The organism is Streptomyces sp. NPDC104381 (assembly GCF_055583745.1).
Genome location: NZ_JBVJNK010000004.1, coordinates 667293 through 691536, shown reverse-complemented (window position 1 = coordinate 691536; position 24244 = coordinate 667293). Strand labels below are relative to the sequence as shown.

Here is a 24244-nt window from a genome sequence, read left to right as displayed (position 1 = left end):
AACAGCGGCCTCCCCTTCGTCATCGCCCTCAACGGCTTCGACGGACACCAGCCCTACACCCCCGACGAAGTACGCGAAGCACTCCAGATCGGTCCCGACGCCCCGATCATCACGACGGACGCCCGGCACCGGGCGGACGCCAAGAGCGGCCTGATCACGCTGGTCGAGCACGCATTGATGGCCCGGCTGAAGTAGCCGTAAGTCGGTAGCGATCTACGGAAGTTGCTGTAGTCACGCGCGGGGGCGGCCTGTGTCCTTTGACACGCTCCGCCCCCGCGTTCATAACATTTCGACAGAGAATTGCAGGCCCATCGATACCCGACGCGCACGATCGGTACCGCTGTGCTCATACGAGCCTCGCCTTTTGACGGGGCTCGCTCTTTATGCCCGTTTTATCGTCGGGGGGTCACAGCCGGAATCACACATTCCGACTGTTTGGAACGCGACCGGTCCGCGTGCTGCAATGCCTCGAACTACCCAGTAGTACAGCCCCTGAACGATAATCCGGCACAACGTAGGTGCCGACGCCGAGAGGTTGTTGGTCGAGTGAGGCGAAGCAACGAGGGCTCCGCGGCGCAGCCGGAGCGGGGCAACTTCACGCCACCGCCGCGCACCGCGCTGTCCCCGCCTGCGGACACGTCGTCCGAGGCGGAACCGGCGGCCGGCAGCACCAGCCGGCTGTCCCCGCGGAACTGGCGGGTGCCCACCCGGCTGAACGCGATTCTCCTGATCCCGGCGCTCGTCGGCCTGGTCATGGGCGGCTTCCAGGTGAAGGGGTCGGTCGACACCTGGAACGAGGCGCAGGACGCGGAGAAGACGGCTCTGGTCGTCCGCGCGGCCGCGGAGTACGGACAGGCCCTGCTGAACGAGCGTGACCTCACCGCTCAGCCCCTGCTGTCCAACAAGCGCACCGCTCCCGAGGTGGAGAAGGTCCGCGCGACCACGGACAGCGCGGCGCAGAAGTTCGACGCCGCCGTGCAGAACATGCCGGAGAAGGCGGGTCTCGACCGCCGCCTGAAGCTGTTCAAGGCGGAGGAGCCGCTCCTCCCCGAGCTGCGCAAGGCCGCCTACGCCGAGGCGATGGACCCGGTGAAGACGGAAGAGGGCTACACCAAGGTCCAGCACTCGTTGATGGAGTTCTCCAACGAGCTCGGCCTGGGCACCGGCAACATCACCAGCTACGGCCGGACCGTGTACGCGATCGAGCTGTCCAAGGCCGCCGAATCGCTGCAGCGCTCGATCGGCATGCACCTCCTCGTGCGTCCGAGCCAGGAGGAGCGCAAGTTCAACGGCCAGGTCACGGCGTTCAGCTCCTACAACTATCTGGAGCAGATCGCCCTCGGTGAGTTCGTCTCCGGTGGTACGGAGGCCGACGCGGCGCGGCTCAAGGAAGTCATGGCCGCCAAGGCCGCCGAGGGGGCCGAGCAGCTGAAGGCCGCCCAGGCGCAGGCCAAGGCCGCGGGCAAGCCCTTCGTGGCGCCGCCGAGCGTCGACGGTTCCGTCTTCGACGGCATGGCCCAGCAGATCGGCCAGGGCAAGTCCCCGGCGGAGCTGAAGGCCAAGGGCATCACGCCCGAGACGTGGATGGCCGCGGCCACCGCGAAGTTCGACGGCTACACCACGGTCGAGAACGAGCTCGTCGACAAGGCGGTGACCGAGGCGGCGGAGATCTCCACCGACGCCCGGAACGACGCCATCGTCAACGCCGCGATCGTGATCATCGCCCTGCTGGCCGCCTTCGTCATCGCCGGGCTCATGGCCCGCCAGATGAGCCGCTCGATGCGCCAGCTGCGTACGGCCGCCTTCGGCATCGCCGAGCAGCGGCTGCCGATGCTGGTCGACCAGCTGTCGCGGACCGAGCCGGGCCGGGTGGACACCCGGGTGCAGCCGATCCCGATCAACAGCCAGGACGAGATCGGCGAGGTCGCCCGCGCCTTCGACCAGGTGCACCGCGAGGCCGTCCGGCTCGCCGCCGAGCAGGCCATGCTGCGGGGCAACGTCAACGCGATCTTCACCAACCTGTCGCGCCGCAACCAGTCGCTCATCGAGGGCCAGCTGACCCTCATCACCGACCTGGAGAACAACGAGGCCGACCCGGACCAGCTGGAGAGCCTCTTCAAGCTGGACCACCTGGCCACCCGTATGCGCCGTAACGGCGAGAACCTCCTCGTCCTCGCGGGCGAGGAGCCGGGCCGCCGCTGGAACCAGCCGGTGCCGCTCGTCGACGTGCTGCGGGCCGCCTCCTCCGAGGTGGAGTCCTACGAGCGCATCGAGCTGACCGGTGTGCCGGAGAGCGAGATCCACGGCCAGGCCGTGACCGACCTCGTGCACCTGCTGGCCGAGCTGCTGGAGAACGCGACCACCTTCTCCTCGCCGCAGACCAAGGTCCGGGTCACCGCGACCCGGCTGCCGGACGGCCGCGTGATGGTCGAGATCCACGACAAGGGCATCGGCCTCACCGCCGAGGACTTCGCGGACATCAACCACAAGCTGGCCAACCCGCCGACCGTGGACGCCGCGGTGTCCCAGCGGATGGGCCTGTTCGTGGTCGGCCGGCTGGCCGACCGGCACGGCATCCGTGTCCAGCTGCGGCCTTCGGGCGAGCAGGCGGGGACGACGTCGCTGGTCATGCTGCCCGACGCGATCACCCACGGTGGTGGTGGCGAGGGGACCCCGCAGGACGACTTCACCGTCTCCTCGATCATGCCCGAGCAGCAGCAGGCGTTCGACCCGGTGCCGCAGCAGGCTCCGATGCGTACGGCGGCGGAGCTCGGCTTCGACGACTCGCGGTACGAGACCCCGGCGGCGGACTCCCCGCAGCTGGATCCGGTGAACCGTTCCCTCATGCGCGAGGAGCGGCGGGCGGCCCTGGAGGCACAGGCCGGCGGTGAGCGTCCGGCGTTCCAGGACGACGGCGCGGGACAGCACCAGGACTACGCCCGGGGGCAGTACGCGCAGGAGCAGTACAGCCAGGAGCAGTACGCCCCCGAGCCGTACGTCCAGGAACAGCAGCAGCAGGAGTACGCGCAGCCCGGTTACGAGGGCGGCTACGACGCGTACACCGACGGGAACGGCTACCAGGATCCGCAGCAGAACACCTATGCGGAAGCCTCGTACACCGCTCAGGACGGCCGGCAGGAGCAGTACGCCGACCCGTTCGCCTCGCAGGACGGCCTTCCCCACCAGGGTGACTGGCCTGATCAGGGCGCGTACCAGGGGGCGTTCGAGCCCCTGGCCCAGCCCGAACCGGAAGCTGTGCGGACGGCTCCCGCGGAGACACAGGAGCACGTAGGCTTCGACCGCCCGGGGCCCACCCCGAACCCCGGTGGCGAACTGACCGAAGCGGGTCTTCCGCGCCGCGGCGCGGGCCAGCAGCACTGGCAGCCCACCGGCCGCGGAAACGATCAGCCTGCCCCGCCCGAGCAGCGGCAGCGGCCTCAGCCGGAGCAGCCGCAGGCGCCTGCGCAGCAGACGGAGCACGCCGACGGCGAAGGCACCGACGACTGGCGCTCGGCGAACGACGAGCGCTGGGAGCGGGCCGAGAAGCTCCGGGATCCGAAGGCGGGCGGGATCACTCCTTCCGGACTCCCCCGGCGCGTGCCCAAGGCCAATCTGGTCGAGGGCACGGCGGAGCAGACCCAGCAGGGCGGCCCACAGGTCTCCCGCGCCCCTGAGGACGTGCGGGGCAGGTTGAGCAACCTGCGACGTGGTGTCCTGCGGGGACGTGCGGGGTCGGACACAAGTAATACCTACAACCAGGAGCGTTAGTGTGAGCCCGATGAGCCAGGCGGCGCAGAATCTGAACTGGTTGATCACCAACTTCGTGGACAACACCCCTGGGGTGTCCCACACGGTGGTGGTCTCCGCCGACGGACTCCTGCTGGCGATGTCCGAAGGTTTCCCACGCGACCGCGCCGATCAGCTGGCGGCCGTCGCCTCCGGTCTGACGTCGCTCACGGCGGGTGCCTCACGGATCTTCGAAGGCGGTGCCGTGAATCAGACCGTTGTGGAGATGGAGCGAGGATTCCTCTTCATCATGTCCATCTCTGACGGATCTTCACTCGCCGTCCTCGCCCACCCGGACGCCGATATCGGCCTGGTTGGGTACGAAATGGCACTTCTCGTAGACCGTGCAGGAAGTGTCCTTACCCCGGATCTCCGCGCCGAACTCCAGGGAAGTCTTCTTAACTAATAGACAGACAGTGCGTTTCTCGTCACCGCGCCATAAGGTGCGGTGGCGCGGCACCACTGGGATGGCGAACGGCAGTCGGAGGAGGAAACGTGGCAGCACCCACAGGCGGACACCCGTACGAGGGCGGTCAGCGGGTCCCGGGTGAACAGGGTGACAACCGTTTCGAGAACCCCTCCATGCCCGGCAGACAGGGTTCGCAAGACCCTTACCAGCCGTATCAGCCCTACCAGCAGCCCCAGCAGGGCGGCTGGCAGCAGCAGCCGCAGCAGCCTGGTCCCGGGTGGCAGCAGCAGCCCGGCTCCGGGTGGCCTCAGCAGCAGCCGCAGCACGAGCAGCAGCCTCCGCAGCGGTACGAGGCGCCGCCGTCGCGCATCCAGCCGGTGCAGCGGCAGGCCCCCCAGCCGGCGAAGCCCGCAGCGCACAACCCGCTGGTCCGTCCGTACGCCATGACCGGCGGCCGGACCCGGCCGCGGTACCAGCTCGCCATCGAGGCGCTGGTCAGCACCACGGCCGATCCCGCCCGGCTGCAAGGGCAGTTGCCCGAGCACCAGCGGATCTGCCGGCTCTGCATCGAGATCAAGTCGGTGGCCGAGGTCTCCGCCCTGCTCTCGATCCCCCTCGGCGTTGCCCGGATCCTCGTCGCCGACCTGGCCGAGGCCGGACTCGTCGCTATCCATCAGCCCGGCGGCGACGAGGCCGCCGGCGGCCAACCAGATGTGACACTGCTCGAAAGGGTGCTCAGTGGACTTCGCAAGCTCTAGCGGCGGAGCGGCCCGCTCCACTACCTCGGCGAAGATCGTGGTGGCAGGGGGCTTCGGCGTGGGTAAGACCACGTTTGTCGGTGCCGTCTCGGAGATCAATCCGCTGCGCACCGAAGCCGTGATGACGTCCGCGTCCGCGGGCATCGACGACCTGACCCACACCGGGGACAAGACCACCACCACGGTGGCCATGGACTTCGGACGCATCACCCTGGACCAGGACCTGATCCTCTACCTGTTCGGCACCCCCGGACAGGACCGCTTCTGGTTCATGTGGGACGACCTGGTCCGCGGCGCCATCGGCGCCGTCGTCCTCGTCGACACCCGCCGCCTCGCCGACTGCTTCCCCGCAGTCGACTACTTCGAGAACAGCGGCCTCCCCTTCGTCATCGCCCTCAACGGCTTCGACGGACACCAGCCCTACACCCCCGACGAAGTACGCGAAGCACTCCAGATCGGTCCGGACACCCCGATCCTCACCACGGACGCCCGGCACCGGGCGGACGCCAAGAGCGCGCTGATCACCCTGGTCGAGCACGCGCTCATGGCCCGCCTGCGCTGATCCCGCCGCCGCACGGCGAAGGCCCCGTACTCCTCGGAAGGAGTACGGGGCCTTCGCCGTGCGGCGGGCCCGCTGGGCCCCGGAGGGCCCTGGGCGGCCGTTGTCAGCCCTGCCAGCTGTGCGGGGCCCGGAAGCCGGGGGTGCGTTCCAGGCGGCGCCATCCGGCGGTGCTGCGGCCCCGGTGGGCGGGGGCGTCGGGCTGGGCGGCGGCGCGGGCGAGGAGGACCGCGGTGATGGCGGCGAGCTCCTCGGGGCCGGCCTGGCCCTTCTCGACGCGCAGGACCGAATCGGCGGGAGTGACGCTCATGGATGTCTCCGTCTTCTGGGCAGTGGGTCGCGGATGGAGCCGGGGTGGCGGCGTGCGGCCGTGACTACTGCGGGGGGTTGCCGTGCTTGCGGGACGGCAGGTCGGCGTGCTTGTTGCGGAGCATCGCGAGCGAGGCGATCAGCACCTCGCGCGTCTCGGCGGGGTCGATGACGTCGTCGACCAGGCCGCGCTCGGCCGCGTAGTAGGGGTGCATCAGCTCGGCCTTGTACTCCTTGACCATGCGGGCCCGCATGGCTTCGGGGTCCTCGGCGTCGGCGATCTGACGGCGGAAGATGACGTTGGCTGCGCCCTCGGCGCCCATCACGGCGATCTCGTTGGTCGGCCAGGCGTAGGTGAGGTCGGCGCCGATGGACTGGCTGTCCATGACGATGTACGCGCCTCCGTAGGCCTTCCGCAGGATCAGCGAGATCCTCGGCACGGTGGCGTTGCAGTACGCGTAGAGCAGCTTCGCGCCGTGCCGAATGATCCCACCGTGCTCCTGATCGACGCCGGGCAGGAAGCCGGGTACGTCCAACAGAGTGACGATGGGGATGTTGAAGGCATCACACATCTGGACGAACCGCGCGGCCTTCTCGGACGCCTCGATGTCCAGGACGCCCGCCAGCGCCTGCGGCTGGTTGGCCACGATGCCGACGACCTGGCCGTCGAGGCGGGCCAGGGCGCAGACGATGTTGCGGGCCCAGCGCTCGTGGACCTCCAGGAAGTCGCCGTCGTCGACGAGCTCCTCGATGACCTTGTGCATGTCGTACGGGCGGTTGCCGTCGGCCGGAACCAGGTCCAGGAGGACGTCGCCGCGCCGGTCGGCCGGGTCGTCGCTGGGGACGACCGGCGGGTTCTCCCGGTTGTTGGACGGGAGCATGCCGATCAGGTAGCGGACCTCGGCGATGCAGGTCTCCTCGTCGTCGTACGCGAAGTGCGCGACGCCCGAGGTCTCGGCGTGCACGTCGGCGCCGCCGAGGCCGTTCTGGGTGATCTCCTCGCCGGTGACCGCCTTGACGACGTCCGGTCCGGTGATGAACATCTGCGAGGTCTCACGGACCATGAAGACGAAGTCGGTGAGGGCGGGGCTGTAGGCCGCGCCGCCGGCGCACGGGCCGAGCATCACGCTGATCTGCGGGATGACACCGGAGGCGCGGGTGTTGCGCTGGAAGATCCCGCCGTACCCGGCGAGCGCCGAGACGCCCTCCTGGATACGGGCGCCGGCGCCGTCGTTCAGCGAGACCAGCGGGGCACCGGCCGAGATGGCCATGTCCATGATCTTGTGGATCTTGGTGGCGTGGGCCTCGCCCAGCGCCCCGCCGAAGATCCGGAAGTCGTGCGCGTAGACGAAGACCGTGCGGCCCTCGACCGTGCCCCAGCCGGTGATGACACCGTCGGTGTAGGGCTTCTTGGCCTCCAGGCCGAAGCCGGTCGCCCGGTGCCGGCGCAGCTGCTCGACCTCCTTGAACGATCCCTCGTCCAGCAGCAGCGCGATGCGCTCCCGCGCGGTCAGCTTGCCCTTGGCGTGCTGCGCCTCGGTCGCCCGGTCGCTCGGTCCACGCCGGGCCTGCTCACGCAGCGCCAGCAGTTCGGCCACCCGGCCACGGGTGTCGCTGGGCTCGCCCGGGATTTCGTCCACAACGGTCATACGTCGACCCTACGAACCCGACCGCGTAAACCCTGCCGTTCACTTTGGACAGTCTCCTGCCCGGTTTCCTGGTGGCACCTGACAGAAGCCGTGCACCATGTAACCCATCTGCCAGCTCACAGGGCTGCCGCGTTGTAGGGCTTCCACAAAGAGGGGCGTGTGGCGCCGGCCACACGCCGGCCCGCGCGCCACGCCGCGGATCCACCGGGGCGGGCGACTGCGCACGCCGTATGGCGGTGACCCCGCACCCGATGCCCGGACCACGCCGGGACGGCGCCGCGGCCACTCCTGCGATCGCGCCCGGGACGCGCCGGGGCCGCGCCGGGGACGGAAGAGACAGTACGCGTCCGTCGGCCGGAGACACACCGGGCCCGGGCGGCCACCGCCTTCAGTTCCTGTTCACTCCGCGCAGGCGGTGATCGACCACGCGTGGCCAAAACCCGGCCAGGAGCGTCGAGTTGTGAAGAACGGAGACTTCTTGAGAGCGCTCTCAGTCATAACTCTTGACGCTCACCGGAGGCATCGCGAGAGTGGTGCGCACCGCAGACGGCCCCACCGCTCCGCCTCCCCCGCACCACACCACATCCCTGTCTGCGACCCCCACACCTCGGGAGTTCCTCCGTGATTTCGCGCAGAATGTTCCTGACGGGCGCCGCCGCCTCCGCGACCGCGCTCACCTACCCCCTCTGGGGCAGCGCCCTGAGCCCGCGCACGTCGGCGGCCGCCGCCACCTGCGAACTGGCCCTGCAGAACAAGTCGTTGCCCGGCACGGTGCACGCCTACGTCACCGGGCACGAGCAGGGCACGGACCGCTGGGTGCTGCTGCGCCCCGACGGCAGCGTCTACCGCCCCGACTCCCCCGGCGCCCCGCAGACCCCGCTGCCGGTGGACTGCGCCATCCCGCTGAACTCCGCGGGCGGCGCGCCCGTGGTCCTGACGCTGCCTCAGATGTACGGGGCGCGGGTCTACTTCGTACGCGACGACAAGCTGGACTTCTACCTCAACCCGGGGCCGTCCCTGGTCGAGCCGGCCTTCGCGACGCCCACCGACCCGAACTACGGCCGCACCTGGTCGTTCTGCGAGTTCACCTTCAACCCGCAGCAGCTGTACGCGAACATCAGCTACGTCGACCTGGTGACGGCGCTGCCGATCGGGCTGACCCTGGAGGGCGACGAGACGCACACCGTGGCCCCGCTCCCGGACGGCGCGGTCCAGCGCATCGCCGACGACCTCACGGCCCAGGCCGCCTCCGACGGGCAGCCCTGGGACAAGCTGGTCACCCGCGGCTCGGACGGGCAGGTCCTGCGGGTCGTCTCGCCGCAGAACCTGATGGCGCCGTACTTCGACCGCCCGGACGAGATGCCCTTCCGCGACCTGTTCACCGCGCAGATCGACGAGGTCTGGGAGAAGTACCGCTCCACCGACCTGAAGATCGACCTCCAGGGCGGCCGGGGCACGCTCGCCGGCCGGGTCAGCGGTGACACCCTGACGTTCGAGGGCGGTCACACCTTCGTCAAGCCGACGTCGAAGGACATCTTCACCTGCAACCACGGGCCCTTCACGAACGACCCGGCGGACTCCGACGACAAGAAGGCGCTGCTGGCCAGGATCGCGGCGGGCTTCAACCGCTCGATCATGCTCAGCCACCCCAGCCAGCCGAACGGCACGTCGGTGTCCGACTACTACAAGGGCGCGGTGACCAACCACTGGTCGCGCGTCGTCCACGCGAACTCCCCGATCGGCTACGCGTTCCCCTACGACGACGTACGTCCGGACGGCGAGCCGGACGTGTCGGGGGCCGCGCACGACGGCAACCCGCGTCGCTTCACGGTGAGCGTCGGCTCCTGACGCACCCGTGACACCGTGCCCGTCCGCCGCCCGTCCGCGGCGGGCGGGCACGACCGCGTCCGGCACCCGTGCGGCCCAGCGCACCCTGCGCGGGCGGCCCCCGGGGTGGATCGTTGGCAGATGTCCTCCCTCCGTGAGCAACCCGTCGGTGACCCCGCTGAGCGGGTCCTCCTCCATGGCCTCCGGCTGATCGACGGCACCGGCCGCTCCCCGGTACCGGACGCGGCGCTGCTGGTCGAGGGGACGGTGGTCCGCTGGGCCGGCCCCGAGGCCGGGCTCCCCGCCGCGCTCGGACCGGCGAGGCGGCTGGATCTCGGGGGCCGGACGGTGTGTCCCGGCTTCATCGACACCCATGTGCACTTCGCCCTGCCGGGCCCGGCGGGCAACCCGCTCCAGGGGCTCGGCGAACTGCCGACCTACCGTGCCTTCAAGGTCCTGGACCGGCTGCGCGTGACCCTGGAGAACGGGGTGACGACCGCCCGGGACCTGATGGGGCTGGACGCCGGCTTCCGGCAGGCGGTGGCGGAGCGGCGCATTCCGGGGCCCCGGCTGCTGGTCTCGGTCACCATGCTCAGCCAGCGCGCGGGCCACGCCGACTTCACCCTCGCCGGAGGGATCGACGGGCTGGCCCTGGCCGTCACCTTTCCCGAGAGTCCGCGCGGCCTGGTCGGCTCCGTCGACGACATGCGGGCCCGGGTGCGCGACCTGGTCGCGGCGGGCGCCGACTGCGTGAAGCTCGCCACCAGCGGCGGTGTCACCTCCCCGCACGACCGGCCGGAGTGGCTGGGGCTGCGCCCCGAGATGATCCGGGCCGCCGTCGAGGAGGCCCGGGCCTACGGCGGTCTGCCGGTCGCCGCGCACGCCATCGGGCGGCCCGGGATCGAGGCCGCCGTCCGGGCGGGCGTGACCAGCATCGAGCACGGCTACGCCCTGGACGACGAGCTGCGGGCGGAGATGGTGGACCGGGGCCAGTTCCTGGTGCCCACGCTGCTGGAGACGACGCAGGACCTGGACCCGGCGCGCACGTCCCCGTCGGCGTACGAGAAGGGGGTGCGCTGGCACCGGATCGCCCAGGAGTCGGTGGCCCGGTCGGCCTCGGCGGGGGTCAGGATCGCGATGGGGACCGACAGCGGCCTGGCCGTCGGGCACGGGCGCAACCTCCAGGAGCTCGGGCTGCTCGTGGACATCGCGGGCCTGTCGCCCATGGCGGCGATCGTGGCCGCGACGGGTGACGCCGCGCGGCTGTGCGGTGTCGACGAGGTCACCGGGACCCTGGAGGCGGGCAAGGCGGCCGATCTGGTGGTCACGGACATCGACCCCCTGTCCGACATCGCGTCCCTGGGCGATCCGGCCCACATCCTGGCCGTGGTGAAGGAGGGCCGAATCGCCGTCGACCGCGCCGGTGTCCTCGGCGACGGCTTCCTGCCCCCGCTCCGTCCCTGAACCGGGGAGCTCCGCCCGTACCGCTGGTGGAACGTGTAACTCCGCCGATACGCACGCCTCTTGACTTCGCAACAAGCGGAATGGAGAGTGCCGGGCACTGTACTTGTACATGCCATCGGACCGGAGGCGCCCGTGTGCGACTTGCACGACCCCAGCGACCACGACCATGCGGTACACACAGGCGACGGGCCCAGCCGCCGCCGGATCATGCAGCTGCTCGGGGCCGCGGGCATCGCCACCACGGCGATGGGCATGACGGCGGATCCGGCGATGGCGGCGGCCTCGGACGAGGCCGCCGGGGCCGCGGTGGACCCCGCCGCGTACACCCCGCCGGAGGGCCTCGCCAAGGACTCGCCGGCGAAGCGCACCGCGCTCGGCTGGATCGAGCGGAACGCGTCCCGGATCACCGGGCTGAACGACGAGATCTGGGAACACGCGGAGCTGAGCCTGCGGGAGTGGAACTCCTCCCTCGCCGAGGCCGACTTCCTGCGCAAGGCCGGTTTCGACGTGGAGTTCGGCACGGCCGGCTTCCCGACCGCCTTCACCGCCACCTACACCCGGGGCAAGGGCGGTCCGGTCATCGGTTTCAGCGGGGAGTACGACGCGCTCCCCGGCCTCTCGCAGAACAAGGGGGTGGGCGAGCACGACCCCAAGGAGTACGTCCACGACCCGTTCGCCCCGGGCTACGGGCCCGGCCACGGCTGCGGGCACTGCGCCCTGGGGACCGCGGCCGCGGCGGCGGCGGCCGCCGTCGCGGAGGCGTCCCGGCGCCACAAGCTCGACGTGACGGTGAAGTTCTTCGGCTCGACCGCCGAGGAGCAGCTGATCGGCAAGACGTACGCCGTCAGCAAGGGCGTCTACGACGGGCTCGACGCCTTCCTCGACTGGCATCCCTCGACGGGCAACGCGACCGGCTGGGGCACGTCGAACGCGATGACGGCCGTCACCTTCACCTTCCTCGGTGTCGCGGGCCACGGTGGCACCCCGCTGGGGAACAAGAGCGCGCTGGACGCGGCCGTGATGATGGCGACCATGTCGGAGTTCCTCCGCGAGGAGAGCATGGCCCCTTCGGCGCGGCTGCACTGGGTGATCAACAACGGCGGGGACATCCCCAACGTGACGCCGGAGATCGCGGAGATCTCGTACTACGTCCGCGAGGGCAGCGTGGAGCGCGTCGCCTCGCTGCTGGACAAGGTCATCGCCGTCTCGGAGGCGGCCGCGACCGCCAGCCGCACGTCGGTGCGGCACCGGATCACCTCGGCGTGCTGGAACCAGCTCCCCTCGAAGGCGTTCGCCGAGCTCATGTACGACAACATGCGGCAGATCGGGCCTCCGGTCTTCTCCGAGGGCGCCCAGCGGCTGGCCAAGGAGCTCCAGGGTTCGCTGGGGCTGCCGGAGAGCGGTCTGCACGACACGATCGGTGAGCTGAAGCCGCCCGACCCGGTCTTCCTGGGCGGCGGCTCCACGGATGTGGCCGATATCAGCTGGCAGGTGCCGACCGTCTCCATGGGGGCGGCCGTGGCTCCGATCGGTTCGAAGATGCACACCTGGTCGACCGCCTCCTGTGCGGGATCGGCGCCCGGTCACGCGGCGATCAAGGCCGCCGCGGCGTATCTGGCGGCGACGGCCGTGGACCTCCTGCTCCAGCCGGAGCTGCTGCGGGGCATCAGGGAGGAGTTCGAGAAGCGGACCGAGGGCCTGACCTGGAAGACCGCCCTCCCGGAGGGCTACGAGCCGCCGATGTACGAGCCGCCCGCCTGGTTCCTGAAGAGGACCGGCCAGAGCTGGCCGCCGGAGAACATCACCTGGCCGCCGCGCCGGGTGATCAGCAAGGAGAAGTTCGCCTCGCTCGGGCCGGCGCTGAAGCCCCAGGTCTGACCGGGGCGGCACAACACGCGAGGTGCCCCCGTCCGGGCCGGACGGGGGCACCTGTCGTGCGTACGGGGCTCAGCAGCCGCCGCAGTTGTAGTAGGTCACGTCCCAGTGGTTGCCCTCGTCCGCGTAGACGTTGCCGGAGCCGGACTGGTACTGCGGGGCTCCGTCGCCGCGCACCCCGATGTAGGCGAACGTGCCCTTCACGTAGTTCGTCAGGCAGGTCGTCTTGCCGAAGTCGAGCTTGTAGCCGTTCCAGTGCGAGTAGGTGCCACTGGCGTGCCCGGTCTCGGTGCCCCCGGTGATGTTGAGCGCGCAGCCGGTGGCGCTCTTCAGGGTCTGGGCGCCCTGCGCGCTGGTCAGGTTGAGCTGGTCGAAGGACGTGCAGGTGGAGACGTTCCGGTTGGAACAGCCGCCCGAGGACGACCAGGTGATCCCGGACGAGCTGAAGCGGGAGGTCGCCTGCGAGTGGGTCAGCTTGGTGGCGGCGTGCGCCTCGGTGGCGCCGCCGCCGAGGATGCCCACGCCGGGCGCGAAGAGCGCGCCGAGGACGAGGGCCAGAGCGGTGAGGGCCGAGCGGAGTCGGGGACGGGTCTGCATGGGGGAAGTCCTCCTGCTCATGACAATTTGGGGGCAGGGAGATACTGCCCCAGCTCTACGCGCGTCCGCCAGGGGGCGGCAGGGGGTGAAGGGGGCCCCGCCCGCGACTTTCGGACCGGCCTGGACCCTTGATGTTGAACTTTGAACAAGATGGGTCTACAGTCAATGTCGTTGAAGGTTAAACAAACACTTTCGACGGCCACTCGTCTGAACCGTCCCCCGAGGAGGAGCCATGGCTCTGTTCAACCGCAAGAACAACGACGCCCCGTCCACCACCGCGACCCTCCCGGTGGACCCGGCGCTGGCCGCCCTGACCGGGACGTACACGATCGACCCGGCCCACAGCAGCATCGGCTTCACCGTGCGCCACGCCATGGTCACCAATGTGCGGGGCTCCTTCGGTGAGCACGAGGGCACCCTCACGCTGGACGGCACGGCCCCCTCCGCCTCCACCGCGTCCATCGACGTGAAGATCGCGAGCGTCGACACCGGGATCGCCGACCGCGACGGCCACCTGGTCAGCGGCGACTTCTTCGACGCCGAGACGTTCCCCCTGATGACGTTCCGTTCCACGAAGGCCGAGCAGCTCGGCGGCGACGCGTACCGGATCACCGGTGATCTCACGATCAAGGGCGTCACCCGCCCGCTCTCCATCGACCTGGAGTTCAACGGCTCCGCCACCGACCCCTACGGCAACCAGCGCGTGGGCTTCGAGGGCGGCGCCGAGATCCTGCGCTCCGACTGGGGCCTGACCTACAACGCCGCGCTGGAGACCGGCGGCGTGCTGGTCGGCGACAAGGTCAAGCTGAACTTCGACATCTCCGCGATCAAGGCCGCCCCGCAGGCCTGACACCCCCGCACCGAGCGCGCCCGCCGCCTCACCCTCGTAGGGGAGGCCGGCGGGCGCTCGGCGTGTCAGCGGCCGGACGGCGTGCGGCGGACCTTCAGCGCGTTGTCCGTACGGGTGGTGGGGTTGCCGTCGGGATCGTTCTGGATGCGTTCGTGCTCCTCGCTGAGCAGCACCTCCCACGCACCGTCCGGCAGTTCGAGGGCGGCGAGGACCTCGTCCGTCGTGGGCAGCTCCATGTCCGGGTGGTCGTGCTCCCAGGAGGGGAAGCCCGCGTGCCCGACGATCAGGAGTACGCCACCGGGTGCGACGGCCCCGGCGGCCCTGCGCAGGATCTCCTCGCGGGGCAGGTCGCCCATGGAGTGCAGGAACTGGGCGGAGACCAGGTCGTACTCCCCCTCGGGGAACGAGGCCCCCAGGTCGTGCCACTGCCAGTCGACCCGGTCGGCGACACCGGCCTCGGCCGCGTGCACCGCCGCCCGCTCCAGGGCGACCCGCGAGATGTCGGTGGCGGTCACCTGCCAGCCCGTCCGGGCGAGCCAGACCGCGTCGGCCCCCTCGCCGCAGCCGAGGTCGAGGGCGCGCCCGGGCTTCAGGTCCTCCACCTCACGGACGAGCACGACGTTGGGGTTCCCGCTCCAGATCCGGTCGCTCTCGCGGTAGCGGTCGTCCCACATCTCGGCGTCGGTACGGGTGCTGTCGGTGGTCATTTCATCTCCTGAAGTCCGTGACGGCGGTCCCCGAGCACACGCTCGGTGACCTGGCGCTCGGCCTCGGCCGAGAAGGGTGCGCGGCGGGCGTCGACCGCGCGGCCGGTGTCCTCGGTGACGAGGTCCATGTTGATCATCGAGGCCGCCTTCAGCCCGGCCGCCGCCGCACCGACGACCTGCTCCATGAGGTTGGCGACGTTACCGGCCACCCATACCCCGGGCACGTCGGTCGCCCCGGCGGGGTCGGCCGCGATGTAGGTGCCGATGACCTGGTCGCCCACCGTCAGCTCGGCGGGCACCAGGCCGAGGCTCTCCAGGACGGCCGACCGCGCGGTGAAGCGCGGCTGCACGACGAGCGCCTCGCACGGGATCACCGCGCCCCCGGCCAGCAGCACCCCGCTCATCCGGTCGCCGGTCACCTCCAGCGCGGCCACCTCGCCGTCCACCACGGAGATGCCCCGCGCGGCGAACCGCTCGTACTCCTCGTCACCGAAGTCGGGCTGCCCGTGCCGGAACAGCACCACGTCGTCGGTCCACTGCCGCCAGAGCAGCGCGTGGTGCACGGCCATGGGGCTGCTCGCCAGGATGCCGACCGTCATGTCCCGCACCTCCCAGCCGTGGCAGTACGGGCAGTGCAGCACCTCGCGGCCCCAGCGCTCGGCCAGGCCTTCGACCTGCGGCAGCTCGTCGACGATCCCGGTCGTCACGAGCAGCCTGCGGGCGTGGACGGTGCTCCCGTCCTCCCGCACGACCCGGAAGCCGTCGGTCAGCCTCTCGGCCGAGACGACCCGGCCCCGGACGATCTCGGCGCCGTAATCCGCCGCCTCGACCCGGCCGGCCGCCAGCAGCTCCGAGGGCGGGGTGCCTTCCCGGCCGAGGTAGTTGTGCACATGGGAAGCCGGTGCGTTACGCGGGCTCCCCGCGTCGATCACGAGCACGGAACGCCGCGCCCGGGCCAGGGCGAGCGCCCCGCTCAGCCCGGCGGCCCCACCCCCGATCACCACCACGTCGTACCGCTGGTCCTTCTCGCTCATGCGGAACACCTCCTGTTACGGGAGATGGTGCGCGCGCGGGCCCGATTCGACAAACCTGCTTGCCGAACCGGCAAACTCGCACCAGACGATCTTCCCCGGATCCCGCTCCCCCACCCCCCAGGCGTCGGCGAGCGCCCCGACGAGCGCGAGGCCGCGCCCGTACTCGGCGAGGGGCCCGGGGTCTTCCGGCTGCCCGACCTGACCCCCGCCGCTGTCGTGCACCTCGATCCGGAGCACGCTCCCGCAGGTGAGCCGGACCCGGAAACCCCGGCCGGGCGGGACGCCGTGCACCAGCGCGTTGGTCGCGAGTTCGCTCACGCAGAGCAGTACGTCGTCGAGGTCCGCCTCGCACGCCCAGTCGAGCAGCGCCTCCCGGACGAACTGGCGCACGAGGGGTACGGACCTGCGCTCAAGGCGGTAGAACGCCTCACGGAAGGAAGGGAGTTGCGTTGATTCATTCACAGGACGACTGTCACAGCTCGTCACTACTCTGGGTCACCGTGTCAGGTCGTACACCGCGTTTGTACGAGCGCTGACGGGTCCGGCGGGGTTCGCGTACGGGGAGAGGCACGTCATGCACTCGGTGAAGAGGAACAAGCGGGTCACGTCCTGGCATGTCATCGGCGCGCAGCTCGCCGCGTTCCGCCGCGCGGCGGGGCACACGCAGACATCACTGGCCGACCGGTTCTGCGTGGGCGAGGACACGATCGCCTCGATCGAGCAGGGCCGCCGCGCACTCCAGGCGGACTTCGCGGCGCAGCTGGATGAACTGCTGGACACGAAGGGGGCGTTGGGGGTCGCGGTGGCGAAGGTGCCGCAGAAGGAGCGGTTCCCGGCGTTCGTGCAGGACTTCGTGGAGTACGAGCAGGAGGCGGTGACGCTGCTGTCGTACGAAAACCAGGTGGTGCCGGGGCTTCTCCAGACCGAGGAGTACGCACGCTTCGTGTTCTCCTGCCTCTTCCCGCCCCTCGAAGAGGAGCAGCGGGAGGAGTGGGTGGCAGCCCGAGTCGACCGGCAGCGGCTCCTCGAACGCAGGCCACGGCCGATGCTTCACTTCATTCTGGAGGAGAGCATCCTGCGCAGCGAGATCGGGGACTCCACCGTGCGCCGGGAGCAGATCCAGCGCCTGCGGCAGTGCATGGAGCTCCCCTTCCTTGGGTTGCAGATCATGCCGATGCGGCTCCCGAAGCACGCAGGTCTGGCGGGGCCGATGGTCCTGCTGGAAACCCCCGATCACGACCATCTGGCCTACGTGGAAGCCCAGCTGACCAGCGTGCTCCATGATGATCCGGATGACGTCAGCGTCCTCCAGCAGAAATATGGGATGCTGCGTTCGCAGGCGCTTTCCGTGGAGAACAGCGCGCGCCTACTGGACGACTTGCTTGGAGAGTCATGACTCGCGCAGCACACGGCACGGATCTCTCGTGGTTCAAGTCCAGCTACAGCAGCGACCAGGGCGGCAACTGCCTCGAAGTGGCCTACGACTGGCGCAAGTCGAGCTACAGCAGCGACCAGGGCGGCGCCTGCCTCGAAATGGCCTACGACTGGCACACCTCCAGCTACAGCGCCAGCGAGGGCGGCGCCTGCGTAGAGGTCGCCGCCCACCCCGCCGCCGTACACATCCGCGACTCCAAGGTCACCGACGGCCCGGTCCTGACCGTGCCCCCGGCCGCCTGGGCCGCGTTCGTCGCCTCCGCCGTCTGAAGGGGCGCCGCATGACCGGTGACCCCCTCGCCCGGATCGCCGCGCGCGTGCGACCGCCCGCCGTGGCGGTCGACGGCCGGGGCGACTGGGCGGAAGCCGAGCGCCGGCTGGGGACCCCGCTGCCGGAGGACTTCAAGCAGCTGGTCGCGACGTACGGGCGCGGGGACTTCTGGGGAGCGCTCTGCCTGTGCACCCCGTTCGGTGACGACAACCCGGTCCCGCTCACGGCGGATCTCCTGGACGACTACGGCCCCCTGCGGGACGACCATCCCGAGGGCTACCCCTACCCGCTCTTCCCCGAGCCCGGCGGGCTGCTCGCCTGGGCGGTGACGGAGAGCGCGGCGCAGGTCTGCTGGCTGACCGAAGGGCGTCCCGAGTCCTGGCCCGTGGTGATCTGGTCGCGGGACGACGACTACGAGCGGTTCGACTGCGGGGCCGGCGCGTTCCTCGACGGCCTGACGAGCCGCCGCATCACCTCGGAGCTCCTCCACCACGAACCGGAGCTCGACCCCTGGTTCGACCCCGGGATCCCGCTCGACCACGTGTACGTACGGCTGGGCGAGGGCCCCCGCCCGTACGCCGAGCGCCTGCGGATCCTGCGCGAGGCACTCGGCCCCACGTCGGACCGGGGCGAATACGCGTGCAACGGTCAGCGGCAGGACCACTTCGCCGTGGACGGGGCCGGCTGGCTCATGACGTACGAGTCGGCCTACGGCCATCAGCTCCGGGTCGCGTTCCCGCCCGCGGACAGCGCGGAGGCCCGCCGTGCCGTGCTGGCGGCCGTGGAACTCATGGGCTGCCCCGTCGAGTCGACGGACACCATCCACGGCACCTCGTCCTGGAACTGATTTCCTCACCGAAGCCTGCCGGATGTCTGTACGCGCATCGGCGCACCGTGTACGGTCTCGGCCCGATGGACCTTGGGAGCGCTCCCACCCCCCACCGCTTCGTACGAGGAGGAACGTCATGAAACGCCTGCTCGCCTTACTGGCGACCTGCGCCACCGTCCTGGGCCTCACCGCGGCAGTCAGCCCCCGGCCGGCGGCAGCGGCCGCCGCCGGCTGCACCGTCGAGTACACCGTCGCCAGTCAGTGGCAGGGCGGCTTCCAAGCCGGGGTGAAGGTCACCAATCTGGGCGCTCCCGCCTCCGGGTGGACGCTCGCATTCGCCCTGCCGGACGCCGGGCAGAAGGTCACCCAGGGCTGGAACGCCACCTGGTCGCAGTCCGGCTCCGAGGTCACCGCCACCGGCCTCGACTGGAACCGCACGCTGGCCACCGGCGGGTCGGTCGACCTGGGGTTCGCGGGCTCCTTCACCGGCGCCAACCCGAAGCCGACGGCGTTCACGCTCAACGGCGTCGCCTGCACGGGCGCCCTCGAAGAGCCCGTGCCCGACCCCGACGCCGGCACTCCCGTGGACGTCAACGGACAGCTCCACGTCTGCGGTGTGAACCTCTGCAACCAGTACGACCGCCCGGTCCAGCTGCGGGGCATGAGCACGCACGGCATCCAGTGGTTCAGCCAGTGCTACAACGCGGCGTCGCTGGACGCCCTGGCGAACGACTGGAAGTCGGACCTGCTGCGCATCGCCATGTACGTACAGGAGGACGGTTACGAGACCGATCCGGCGGGCTTCACCAGCCGGGTGAACGGCCTCGTGGACGAGGCCGAGGCGCGGGGCATGTACGCGCTGATCGACTTCCACACCCTGACGCCGGGCGATCCGAACTTCAACCTCGACCGGGCGAAGACCTTCTTCGCGTCCGTCGCCGCCCGTAACGCCGGCAAGAAGAACGTGATCTACGAGATCGCCAATGAGCCCAACGGCGTGAGCTGGTCGGCGATCAAGAGCTACGCCGAGCAGGTCATCCCGGTGATCCGGGCCGCCGACCCGGACGCCGTCGTCATCGTCGGCACCCGCGGCTGGTCCTCGTTGGGCGTCTCGGACGGGTCCGACGAGAACGAGGTCGTCAACAACCCGGTCGACGCCACGAACCTGATGTACGCGTTCCACTTCTACGCCGCGAGCCACAAGGACTCCTACCGTGCCACGGTGAGCCGGGCGGCCTCGCGACTCCCGCTGTTCGTCACCGAGTTCGGCACGGTGAGCGCGACCGGTGGCGGTGCGATGGACCAGGCGAGCACCACGGCCTGGCTGGACCTGCTCGACCAGCTGAAGATCAGCTACGCGAACTGGACGTACTCCGACGCCGACGAGAGCAGCGCGGCCTTCCGGCCGGGCACCTGCGAGGGCGGCGACTACAGCAGCGGCGGTGTCCTGACCGAGTCCGGGACGCTGCTCAAGAACCGGATCAGCACGCCCGACAGCTTCCCCACCAGCTGACGCCCCCGGCGGGGCTCCGGCGAGGAGCCCCGCCGCGCGGAACCTCACCCCCAACTCGGAGGTACACGTGCGCATCCTTCCCTCACGAGCACGATGGGCGGCGGCCCTCACGGCGGTCGCCCTGCTGACGACCGGCTTCTCGGCGCATGCCGCGAGCGGCGCGGAGGCGGGCTGTCCCGAAGGCGCCCTGATCTGTTCGGACTTCGAGGACCAGACCGGGTCCGTGCCGTCCGGCGACTGGCAGTTCACCGCCCCCGACTGCCAGGGCACCGGCACGGCAGCCGTCGACACCGACGTGGCGCACAGCGGCGGCAGGTCACTGCGGGTCGACGGCGGTACGGGCTACTGCAACCACGCCTTCGTGGCGTCCACCGCCGACCTCTCCTCGGCCGGTCCGGTGGTGCACGTACGCATGTGGGTGCGGCACACCACCGCGCTGCCCACCGCGCACGTCACGTTCGTCTCCCTGCCCGACGCCTCCCAGGGCGGGCGGAGCCTGCGCGTCGGCGGCCAGAACGGCGCCCTGCAGTGGAACCGGGAGGTCGACGACGCCACCCTGCCGGCCCAGAGCCCGGCCGGTGTGGCGCTGAGCAGGCCGCTGCCGACGGACAGCTGGCAGTGCCTGCGCTTCTCGGTCGACACGACGGCGCCCGGTCTCGACACCTGGCTGGGCGACGAACTGGTCCCGGGTCTGCACGCCGACGGTGACCCGACCCAGGACATCGACCAGCAGTGGCTCGCCCGCACCACCCCGCCGAGGCCCACCGCGCTGCGGCTGGGCTGGGAGAGCTACGGGACGGGCGACGACACCCTGTGGTTCGACGACGTGACGGTCGGGACCGCGCCCCTGGACTGCTGACGGCCCGTCGGGGCACCGGGGGAACCGCCCGCCCCGGTGCCCCGGCGCACACCCCTCCAGGCACCTGGCCCGTCGGACGCCGATGCGGTCGCGGAGTCAGGAGAGGGCCGGGTCGGTGAGGTCCAGGGTCAGATGGTTGCGCCAGTCATTGGTGAGGACGGCGGTCGTCCCCGCGTAGCGCACGCTGACGAACGGGTTGGAGGCCCACATCGCGGCGACCCAGCGCAGGGAGTGGTCGGCGTCCAGGCGGGCGAGGTAGCCGATGTTGCCCATCCCGCTGCCGCCCCCGGCCATCCAGCCCGACCCGTCGGGCAGCGGGCTCTCGAAGCAGGGGAACGCCTCGGTGGTGCCGTCCTCCTTGATGGCCTCGGCCACGCCGAGCGGCCCTCCGAGCCGGAAGGGGATGGGCTGTCCGGCTTCCGGGTGGTAGGCCCCGGGCCCGTCCACGTACAGCTCGAGGCCGGTGTCGTCCGCCCGGTACAGCCCGTCGTGAAAGGGCAGCTCTCCGCTCGCCCAGAGCCGCTGGACCACACCCATCCCCGCTCCCCTCCCGCCGGGTCCTTCTCCCCCGCGAGTCCGCTGTCCACCATGAAGCTTCGCAGACGAACTCGCCCCGGCCGGGGGCGCGGGCGGGGTTGGGGCCTCGGGCGTGTGCCATGGAGGGACCGCCCCGGGGAAGACGTGTCGGCATGGACATCACGGCTTTCACGCACCGACGGCGCTGGGCCTCACTGCTGGCGGTCGTCCCCCTTCTCGCGGCGTGCGGCCACGACCCCGGCGGGCGGCCGGGCGGAGGGCCGCCCGAGCTGGGGCACGGTTCGCATCTGGTGATCACCACCGAAAACGGGGTGCGTCTGCGTCCCTCCGACGACGACCGGGTGGTCGCCGGAGGGCGGGTCGACAGCGGGTGGTCCCACCGCGACGGCACCTGGGTCCTCGATCTGACCTGCCCGGGCCAGGAGGGGAACGAGGGGGACGGCGACGGCGTGCCGTGCACGCGCATGCCGACGGTCGGCGTCCCCGCCGGTGTCTCCGTCACGGTCACCGCCCGGAACGCGGGCATCGACGTGGCGGGCGTCGCGGCGGCACTGGACCTGACCACCGTCAACGGGGACGTGACGGCCGCCCGATCCGGCTCGGACGACGCCACCGTCCGGCTCGCCACCCGCAACGGCTCCGTGCGCGGCGGGACGCTGAAGTCGGCGCAGCTGCACGCGGAGACGGTCAACGGGGATGTGACGCTGGGGAGTTCCTCCTCACCGGCCCGTCTCACCGCCGTGACGACCAACGGTTCGGTGCGGGTGTCGCTGCCGCATGACGCGCCCGCCTACCGCACCACCGGCACCGCGCGGAACGGCCGGACCTCGGTCACCGTCCCTGACGCCACGGACGGGACCGGGCACGAGATGACGCTGTCGACCGTCAACGGCGATGTCACGGCCGCACGCGACTGAGCCGCCTCTCAGGGGTGCTCGCCCGGCCCTTCGGCGTGCGGGGCGAGCCGGGTGGGCGAGAGGGCGCTGTCCTCCTCGCCGGCTTCGAGCAGGGTGGCGGCCGGGCCCACGACGAGGGGGTCGGGCCGGCCGACGGCCTCGTCGCTCTTCGCCGTGTAGTCGATGCGGGCGAGCAGGCTGCGCATCGCCTCCAGGCGGGCCCGGCGCTTGTCGTTGCTCTTCACGACGGTCCACGGCGCGTGCGCGGTGTCGGTGGCGCGGAACATGTCGACCTTGGCCGTGGTGTAGTCGTCCCAGCGGTCGAGGGAGTCGATGTCGGTCGGCGAGAGCTTCCACTGGCGGACGGGGTCGACCTGCCGGATCGCGAAGCGGGTGCGCTGCTCGGCGCGGGAGACCGAGAACCAGAACTTGACCATGATGATGCCGTCGTCGACGAGCATCTCCTCGAAGGCCGGGCACTGCCGGAGGAAGAGCGCGTACTCCGGCGGGGTGCAGAAGCCCATGACGCGTTCGACGCCGGCCCGGTTGTACCAGGAGCGGTCGAAGAAGACGAGCTCGCCGGGGGCCGGCAGGTGGGCGACGTAACGCTGGAAGTACCACTGGCCGCGCTCGCGGTCGGTGGGCTTGTCCAGGGCCACGATGCGGGCGCCACGCGGGTTGAGGCGCTCGGTGAAGCGCTGGATGGTGCCGCCCTTGCCGGCCGCGTCCCGCCCCTCGCAGACCACGACGATCCGGGCGCCGGTGTCCTTGGTCCACCGCTGGAGCTTGAGCATCTCGATCTGGAGGACGCGCTTCGCCCGCTCGTACTCCTTGCGGCGGATCTTGCGGTCGTACGGGTAGTTCTCCCGCCAGGTCCTGATCGGCAGGCCCGACTCGTCGAGCAGGATCGGCTGCTCCGGCCTGCTGGTGTCGACGGTCAGGCCGTCCAGCAGCTGCTTCTCCATCCGGTCACGGTCCACCAGGCCAAGCCTGGCACCCGCAGGCGCCCCGCGCCAACAGGGGCGCGGGGCTTGCGGCTCGCTACTTCATCTTCGCCGCGAAGAGCGGGACGACCTTCTCCAGCGCGTAGGAGGTCGACAGCACCGAGTCGGTGGCGAAGGCCTGGCTGATGCCCTGGTCGTCGAAGACGAGGGAGTGCCCGGCCTTCACCGACGGAACCGCCTTGTACAGCGGGTCGCCGCTGATGTCGGTGGCCGGGATGCCGATGGGGGCCATGACCGTCAGATCGGCGTCGAGGAGGTCGAGCTTCTCCTTGGAGACGGAGATCGAGAAGCCCTCGCCGGCCTCGGCCTCGACGGCCGGGTTGTTCTTGAAGCCCAGACGCTCGACGAAGTCGACCCGGCCGGTGCCGGAGACGTAGGCGCCGTACCCCTCGGAGGTGCGGGAGCCGAGGGTGATCGTGCTGTCCTTGAACTCGGGGTGCGCCTTCGCGGCCGCGGCGAACTTCGCCTCGGTGTCCGCGATGAGCTTCTCGCCCTTCTCCGGGACGCCCATGGCGGCGGCGACCATCTGGGTCTGCTTCTCCCAGGTCTGCTTGTACTGGTCGCCGCCCTTCGGCACGCCCACGGTCGGGGCGATCTTGCTCAGGGTGTCGTAACGCGTCTGATCCCCGCTGGACTTGGTGTCCAGGATCAGGTCCGGCTGGAGGGCCGCGATCTTCTCGTACTCCGGCTCCAGCGTGCCGATGATCTGCGGGCTCTTGTCGTACATGCCCTTCGCCCACGGTCCGACGCCCTCGCCGCCGAAGGCCAGCCAGTCGCTCGCGCCGACGGGCTGCCCGCCGAGCGCGAGGACCGTCTCGGCGTCGCCCCAGCCCAGCGCGACGATGCGCCGGGGCGCCTTGTCGACGGTGATCTGGCCGAACTTCGTCGCGACCTTGGCGGGGAAGGCGCCCTGGGCCGCTCCGTCCGAGGAGGCGGCGGAGTCGGAGCCGGTGTCGTCGGAGGAGCCGCAGGCGGCCAGGCCGACGAGGAGGGCGGCGACGGCGCCGGCCATCAGGACGGGAGTGCGCCGTGCGCGACGGGAGCGGGGAGCGGAATCGTTCATGCCGATTAGGTTAG

22 protein-coding genes and 2 pseudogenes are annotated in these 24244 nt (G+C 70.7%); 15 read left to right on the top strand and 9 right to left on the bottom strand.

Annotation, left to right across the window (positions count from 1 at the left end; translation table 11 throughout):
- From ACZ607_RS16875 to ACZ607_RS16855, 5 genes and pseudogenes are all read left to right on the top strand, one after another.
- A pseudogene (locus ACZ607_RS16875) lies at positions 1 to 195 on the top strand (ATP-binding protein); the annotation flags it as partial.
- A 351-nt stretch (positions 196 to 546) separates the two neighbouring features.
- Entirely contained in the window at positions 547 to 3768 is a 3222-nt protein-coding gene (locus ACZ607_RS16870) for a sensor histidine kinase (RefSeq protein ID WP_469735441.1), read from the top strand.
- A gap of 10 nt (positions 3769 to 3778) precedes the next feature.
- Positions 3779 to 4192 (top strand): roadblock/LC7 domain-containing protein, encoded by a 414-nt coding sequence (locus tag ACZ607_RS16865; protein WP_006127847.1) that lies wholly within the window; start codon positions 3779 to 3781, stop codon positions 4190 to 4192.
- Positions 4193 to 4281: 89 nt separating this feature from the next.
- Positions 4282 to 4953 (top strand): DUF742 domain-containing protein, encoded by a 672-nt coding sequence (locus ACZ607_RS16860; RefSeq protein ID WP_469735440.1) that lies wholly within the window; start codon positions 4282 to 4284, stop codon positions 4951 to 4953.
- Entirely contained in the window at positions 4934 to 5515 is a 582-nt protein-coding gene (locus ACZ607_RS16855; protein ID WP_014048542.1) for a GTP-binding protein, read from the top strand. The genes ACZ607_RS16860 and ACZ607_RS16855 overlap by 20 nt, the downstream gene beginning before the upstream one ends.
- A 103-nt stretch (positions 5516 to 5618) precedes the next feature.
- Here the strand turns inward: ACZ607_RS16855 and ACZ607_RS16850 are convergent, their stop codons facing one another.
- Positions 5619 to 5822, bottom strand: coding sequence for an acyl-CoA carboxylase subunit epsilon (locus ACZ607_RS16850; protein ID WP_014153860.1), 204 nt, complete (start codon positions 5820 to 5822; stop codon positions 5619 to 5621).
- Positions 5823 to 5886: 64 nt separating this feature from the next.
- Positions 5887 to 7470 (bottom strand): acyl-CoA carboxylase subunit beta, encoded by a 1584-nt coding sequence (locus ACZ607_RS16845; RefSeq protein WP_469735439.1) that lies wholly within the window; start codon positions 7468 to 7470, stop codon positions 5887 to 5889.
- 636 nt (positions 7471 to 8106) lie between these two features.
- On the opposite strand from ACZ607_RS16845, the gene ACZ607_RS16840 reads away from it, so the two are divergent.
- From ACZ607_RS16840 to ACZ607_RS16830, 3 genes are all read left to right on the top strand, one after another.
- On the top strand, positions 8107 to 9318 hold the full coding sequence (locus ACZ607_RS16840; protein ID WP_469735594.1) for a glycoside hydrolase family 64 protein: 1212 nt from the start codon (positions 8107 to 8109) through the stop codon (positions 9316 to 9318).
- Positions 9319 to 9438: 120 nt separating this feature from the next.
- Complete coding sequence (locus ACZ607_RS16835; protein WP_469735438.1) at positions 9439 to 10761, top strand: amidohydrolase family protein; 1323 nt, start codon at positions 9439 to 9441, stop codon at positions 10759 to 10761.
- Positions 10762 to 10893: 132 nt separating this feature from the next.
- Positions 10894 to 12639 carry an amidohydrolase gene (locus tag ACZ607_RS16830; protein ID WP_469735437.1) on the top strand — a complete coding sequence of 582 codons (1746 nt, stop codon included), beginning with the start codon at positions 10894 to 10896 and terminating at the stop codon, positions 12637 to 12639.
- A gap of 69 nt (positions 12640 to 12708) precedes the next feature.
- On the opposite strand, the gene ACZ607_RS16825 is transcribed toward ACZ607_RS16830, so the two are convergent.
- Positions 12709 to 13233, bottom strand: coding sequence for a hypothetical protein (locus ACZ607_RS16825; RefSeq protein ID WP_469735436.1), 525 nt, complete (start codon positions 13231 to 13233; stop codon positions 12709 to 12711).
- A 232-nt stretch (positions 13234 to 13465) separates the two neighbouring features.
- Here ACZ607_RS16825 and ACZ607_RS16820 point away from each other — a divergent pair, with 232 nt between their 5' ends.
- Positions 13466 to 14083, top strand: coding sequence for a YceI family protein (locus ACZ607_RS16820; protein ID WP_469735435.1), 618 nt, complete (start codon positions 13466 to 13468; stop codon positions 14081 to 14083).
- Positions 14084 to 14148: 65 nt separating this feature from the next.
- Here ACZ607_RS16820 and ACZ607_RS16815 read toward each other — a convergent pair whose 3' ends face one another.
- Genes ACZ607_RS16815 through ACZ607_RS16805 form a run of 3 tightly spaced genes read right to left on the bottom strand, consistent with a single transcriptional unit; the run spans position 14149 to position 16286 of the window.
- Positions 14149 to 14790, bottom strand: coding sequence for an SAM-dependent methyltransferase (locus tag ACZ607_RS16815; RefSeq protein ID WP_469735434.1), 642 nt, complete (start codon positions 14788 to 14790; stop codon positions 14149 to 14151).
- Positions 14787 to 15824: an NAD(P)/FAD-dependent oxidoreductase gene (locus ACZ607_RS16810; RefSeq protein WP_469735433.1), complete on the bottom strand. Its 1038-nt coding sequence runs from the start codon at positions 15822 to 15824 to the stop codon at positions 14787 to 14789. The genes ACZ607_RS16815 and ACZ607_RS16810 overlap by 4 nt, the downstream gene beginning before the upstream one ends.
- 15 nt (positions 15825 to 15839) lie before the next feature.
- Entirely contained in the window at positions 15840 to 16286 is a 447-nt protein-coding gene (locus ACZ607_RS16805; protein WP_469735432.1) for an ATP-binding protein, read from the bottom strand.
- 112 nt (positions 16287 to 16398) lie between these two features.
- Here ACZ607_RS16805 and ACZ607_RS16800 point away from each other — a divergent pair, with 112 nt between their 5' ends.
- The 5 genes and pseudogenes from ACZ607_RS16800 to ACZ607_RS16780 form a co-directional block, all read left to right on the top strand.
- On the top strand, positions 16399 to 17220 hold the full coding sequence (locus ACZ607_RS16800; RefSeq protein ID WP_469735431.1) for a helix-turn-helix domain-containing protein: 822 nt from the start codon (positions 16399 to 16401) through the stop codon (positions 17218 to 17220).
- Entirely contained in the window at positions 17217 to 17528 is a 312-nt protein-coding gene (locus tag ACZ607_RS16795) for a DUF397 domain-containing protein (protein ID WP_469735430.1), read from the top strand. The genes ACZ607_RS16800 and ACZ607_RS16795 overlap by 4 nt, the downstream gene beginning before the upstream one ends.
- 11 nt (positions 17529 to 17539) lie before the next feature.
- Positions 17540 to 18376: an SMI1/KNR4 family protein gene (locus ACZ607_RS16790; protein ID WP_469735429.1), complete on the top strand. Its 837-nt coding sequence runs from the start codon at positions 17540 to 17542 to the stop codon at positions 18374 to 18376.
- Between the two features lie 118 nt (positions 18377 to 18494).
- On the top strand, positions 18495 to 19871 hold the full coding sequence (locus ACZ607_RS16785; protein ID WP_469735428.1) for a cellulase family glycosylhydrolase: 1377 nt from the start codon (positions 18495 to 18497) through the stop codon (positions 19869 to 19871).
- A 184-nt stretch (positions 19872 to 20055) separates the two neighbouring features.
- Positions 20056 to 20730: pseudogene (locus ACZ607_RS16780) on the top strand (cellulose-binding protein); the annotation flags it as partial.
- 96 nt (positions 20731 to 20826) lie between these two features.
- Here ACZ607_RS16780 and ACZ607_RS16775 read toward each other — a convergent pair.
- Complete coding sequence (locus tag ACZ607_RS16775) at positions 20827 to 21267, bottom strand: hypothetical protein (protein ID WP_469735427.1); 441 nt, start codon at positions 21265 to 21267, stop codon at positions 20827 to 20829.
- A 152-nt stretch (positions 21268 to 21419) separates the two neighbouring features.
- On the opposite strand from ACZ607_RS16775, the gene ACZ607_RS16770 reads away from it, so the two are divergent.
- Positions 21420 to 22184, top strand: coding sequence for a DUF4097 family beta strand repeat-containing protein (locus tag ACZ607_RS16770; protein ID WP_469735426.1), 765 nt, complete (start codon positions 21420 to 21422; stop codon positions 22182 to 22184).
- 8 nt (positions 22185 to 22192) lie between these two features.
- Here ACZ607_RS16770 and ppk2 read toward each other — a convergent pair whose 3' ends face one another.
- Complete coding sequence (ppk2, locus tag ACZ607_RS16765; RefSeq protein ID WP_469735425.1) at positions 22193 to 23128, bottom strand: polyphosphate kinase 2; 936 nt, start codon at positions 23126 to 23128, stop codon at positions 22193 to 22195.
- A 76-nt stretch (positions 23129 to 23204) separates the two neighbouring features.
- Positions 23205 to 24230 (bottom strand): iron-siderophore ABC transporter substrate-binding protein, encoded by a 1026-nt coding sequence (locus ACZ607_RS16760; RefSeq protein WP_469735424.1) that lies wholly within the window; start codon positions 24228 to 24230, stop codon positions 23205 to 23207.
- Positions 24231 to 24244 lie beyond the last annotated feature (14 nt).

Excerpts from the sequence above, each read along its gene's own strand:
- ACZ607_RS16865 (WP_006127847.1), top strand. The coding sequence starts at position 3,779 with ATGAGCCAGGCGGCGCAGAATCTGAACTGGTTGATCACCAACTTCGTG.
- ACZ607_RS16850 (WP_014153860.1), bottom strand. The coding sequence starts at position 5,822 with ATGAGCGTCACTCCCGCCGATTCGGTCCTGCGCGTCGAGAAGGGCCAG.
- ACZ607_RS16845 (WP_469735439.1), bottom strand. The coding sequence starts at position 7,470 with ATGACCGTTGTGGACGAAATCCCGGGCGAGCCCAGCGACACCCGTGGC.
- ACZ607_RS16840 (WP_469735594.1), top strand. The coding sequence starts at position 8,107 with ATGTTCCTGACGGGCGCCGCCGCCTCCGCGACCGCGCTCACCTACCCC.
- ACZ607_RS16835 (WP_469735438.1), top strand. The coding sequence starts at position 9,439 with ATGTCCTCCCTCCGTGAGCAACCCGTCGGTGACCCCGCTGAGCGGGTC.
- ACZ607_RS16825 (WP_469735436.1), bottom strand. The coding sequence starts at position 13,233 with ATGCAGACCCGTCCCCGACTCCGCTCGGCCCTCACCGCTCTGGCCCTC.
- ACZ607_RS16820 (WP_469735435.1), top strand. The coding sequence starts at position 13,466 with ATGGCTCTGTTCAACCGCAAGAACAACGACGCCCCGTCCACCACCGCG.
- ACZ607_RS16815 (WP_469735434.1), bottom strand. The coding sequence starts at position 14,790 with ATGACCACCGACAGCACCCGTACCGACGCCGAGATGTGGGACGACCGC.
- ACZ607_RS16810 (WP_469735433.1), bottom strand. The coding sequence starts at position 15,824 with ATGAGCGAGAAGGACCAGCGGTACGACGTGGTGGTGATCGGGGGTGGG.
- ACZ607_RS16800 (WP_469735431.1), top strand. The coding sequence starts at position 16,399 with ATGCACTCGGTGAAGAGGAACAAGCGGGTCACGTCCTGGCATGTCATC.
- ACZ607_RS16795 (WP_469735430.1), top strand. The coding sequence starts at position 17,217 with ATGACTCGCGCAGCACACGGCACGGATCTCTCGTGGTTCAAGTCCAGC.
- ACZ607_RS16790 (WP_469735429.1), top strand. The coding sequence starts at position 17,540 with ATGACCGGTGACCCCCTCGCCCGGATCGCCGCGCGCGTGCGACCGCCC.
- ACZ607_RS16785 (WP_469735428.1), top strand. The coding sequence starts at position 18,495 with ATGAAACGCCTGCTCGCCTTACTGGCGACCTGCGCCACCGTCCTGGGC.
- ACZ607_RS16775 (WP_469735427.1), bottom strand. The coding sequence starts at position 21,267 with ATGGGTGTGGTCCAGCGGCTCTGGGCGAGCGGAGAGCTGCCCTTTCAC.
- ACZ607_RS16770 (WP_469735426.1), top strand. The coding sequence starts at position 21,420 with ATGGACATCACGGCTTTCACGCACCGACGGCGCTGGGCCTCACTGCTG.
- ppk2 (WP_469735425.1), bottom strand. The coding sequence starts at position 23,128 with ATGGAGAAGCAGCTGCTGGACGGCCTGACCGTCGACACCAGCAGGCCG.
- ACZ607_RS16760 (WP_469735424.1), bottom strand. The coding sequence starts at position 24,230 with ATGAACGATTCCGCTCCCCGCTCCCGTCGCGCACGGCGCACTCCCGTC.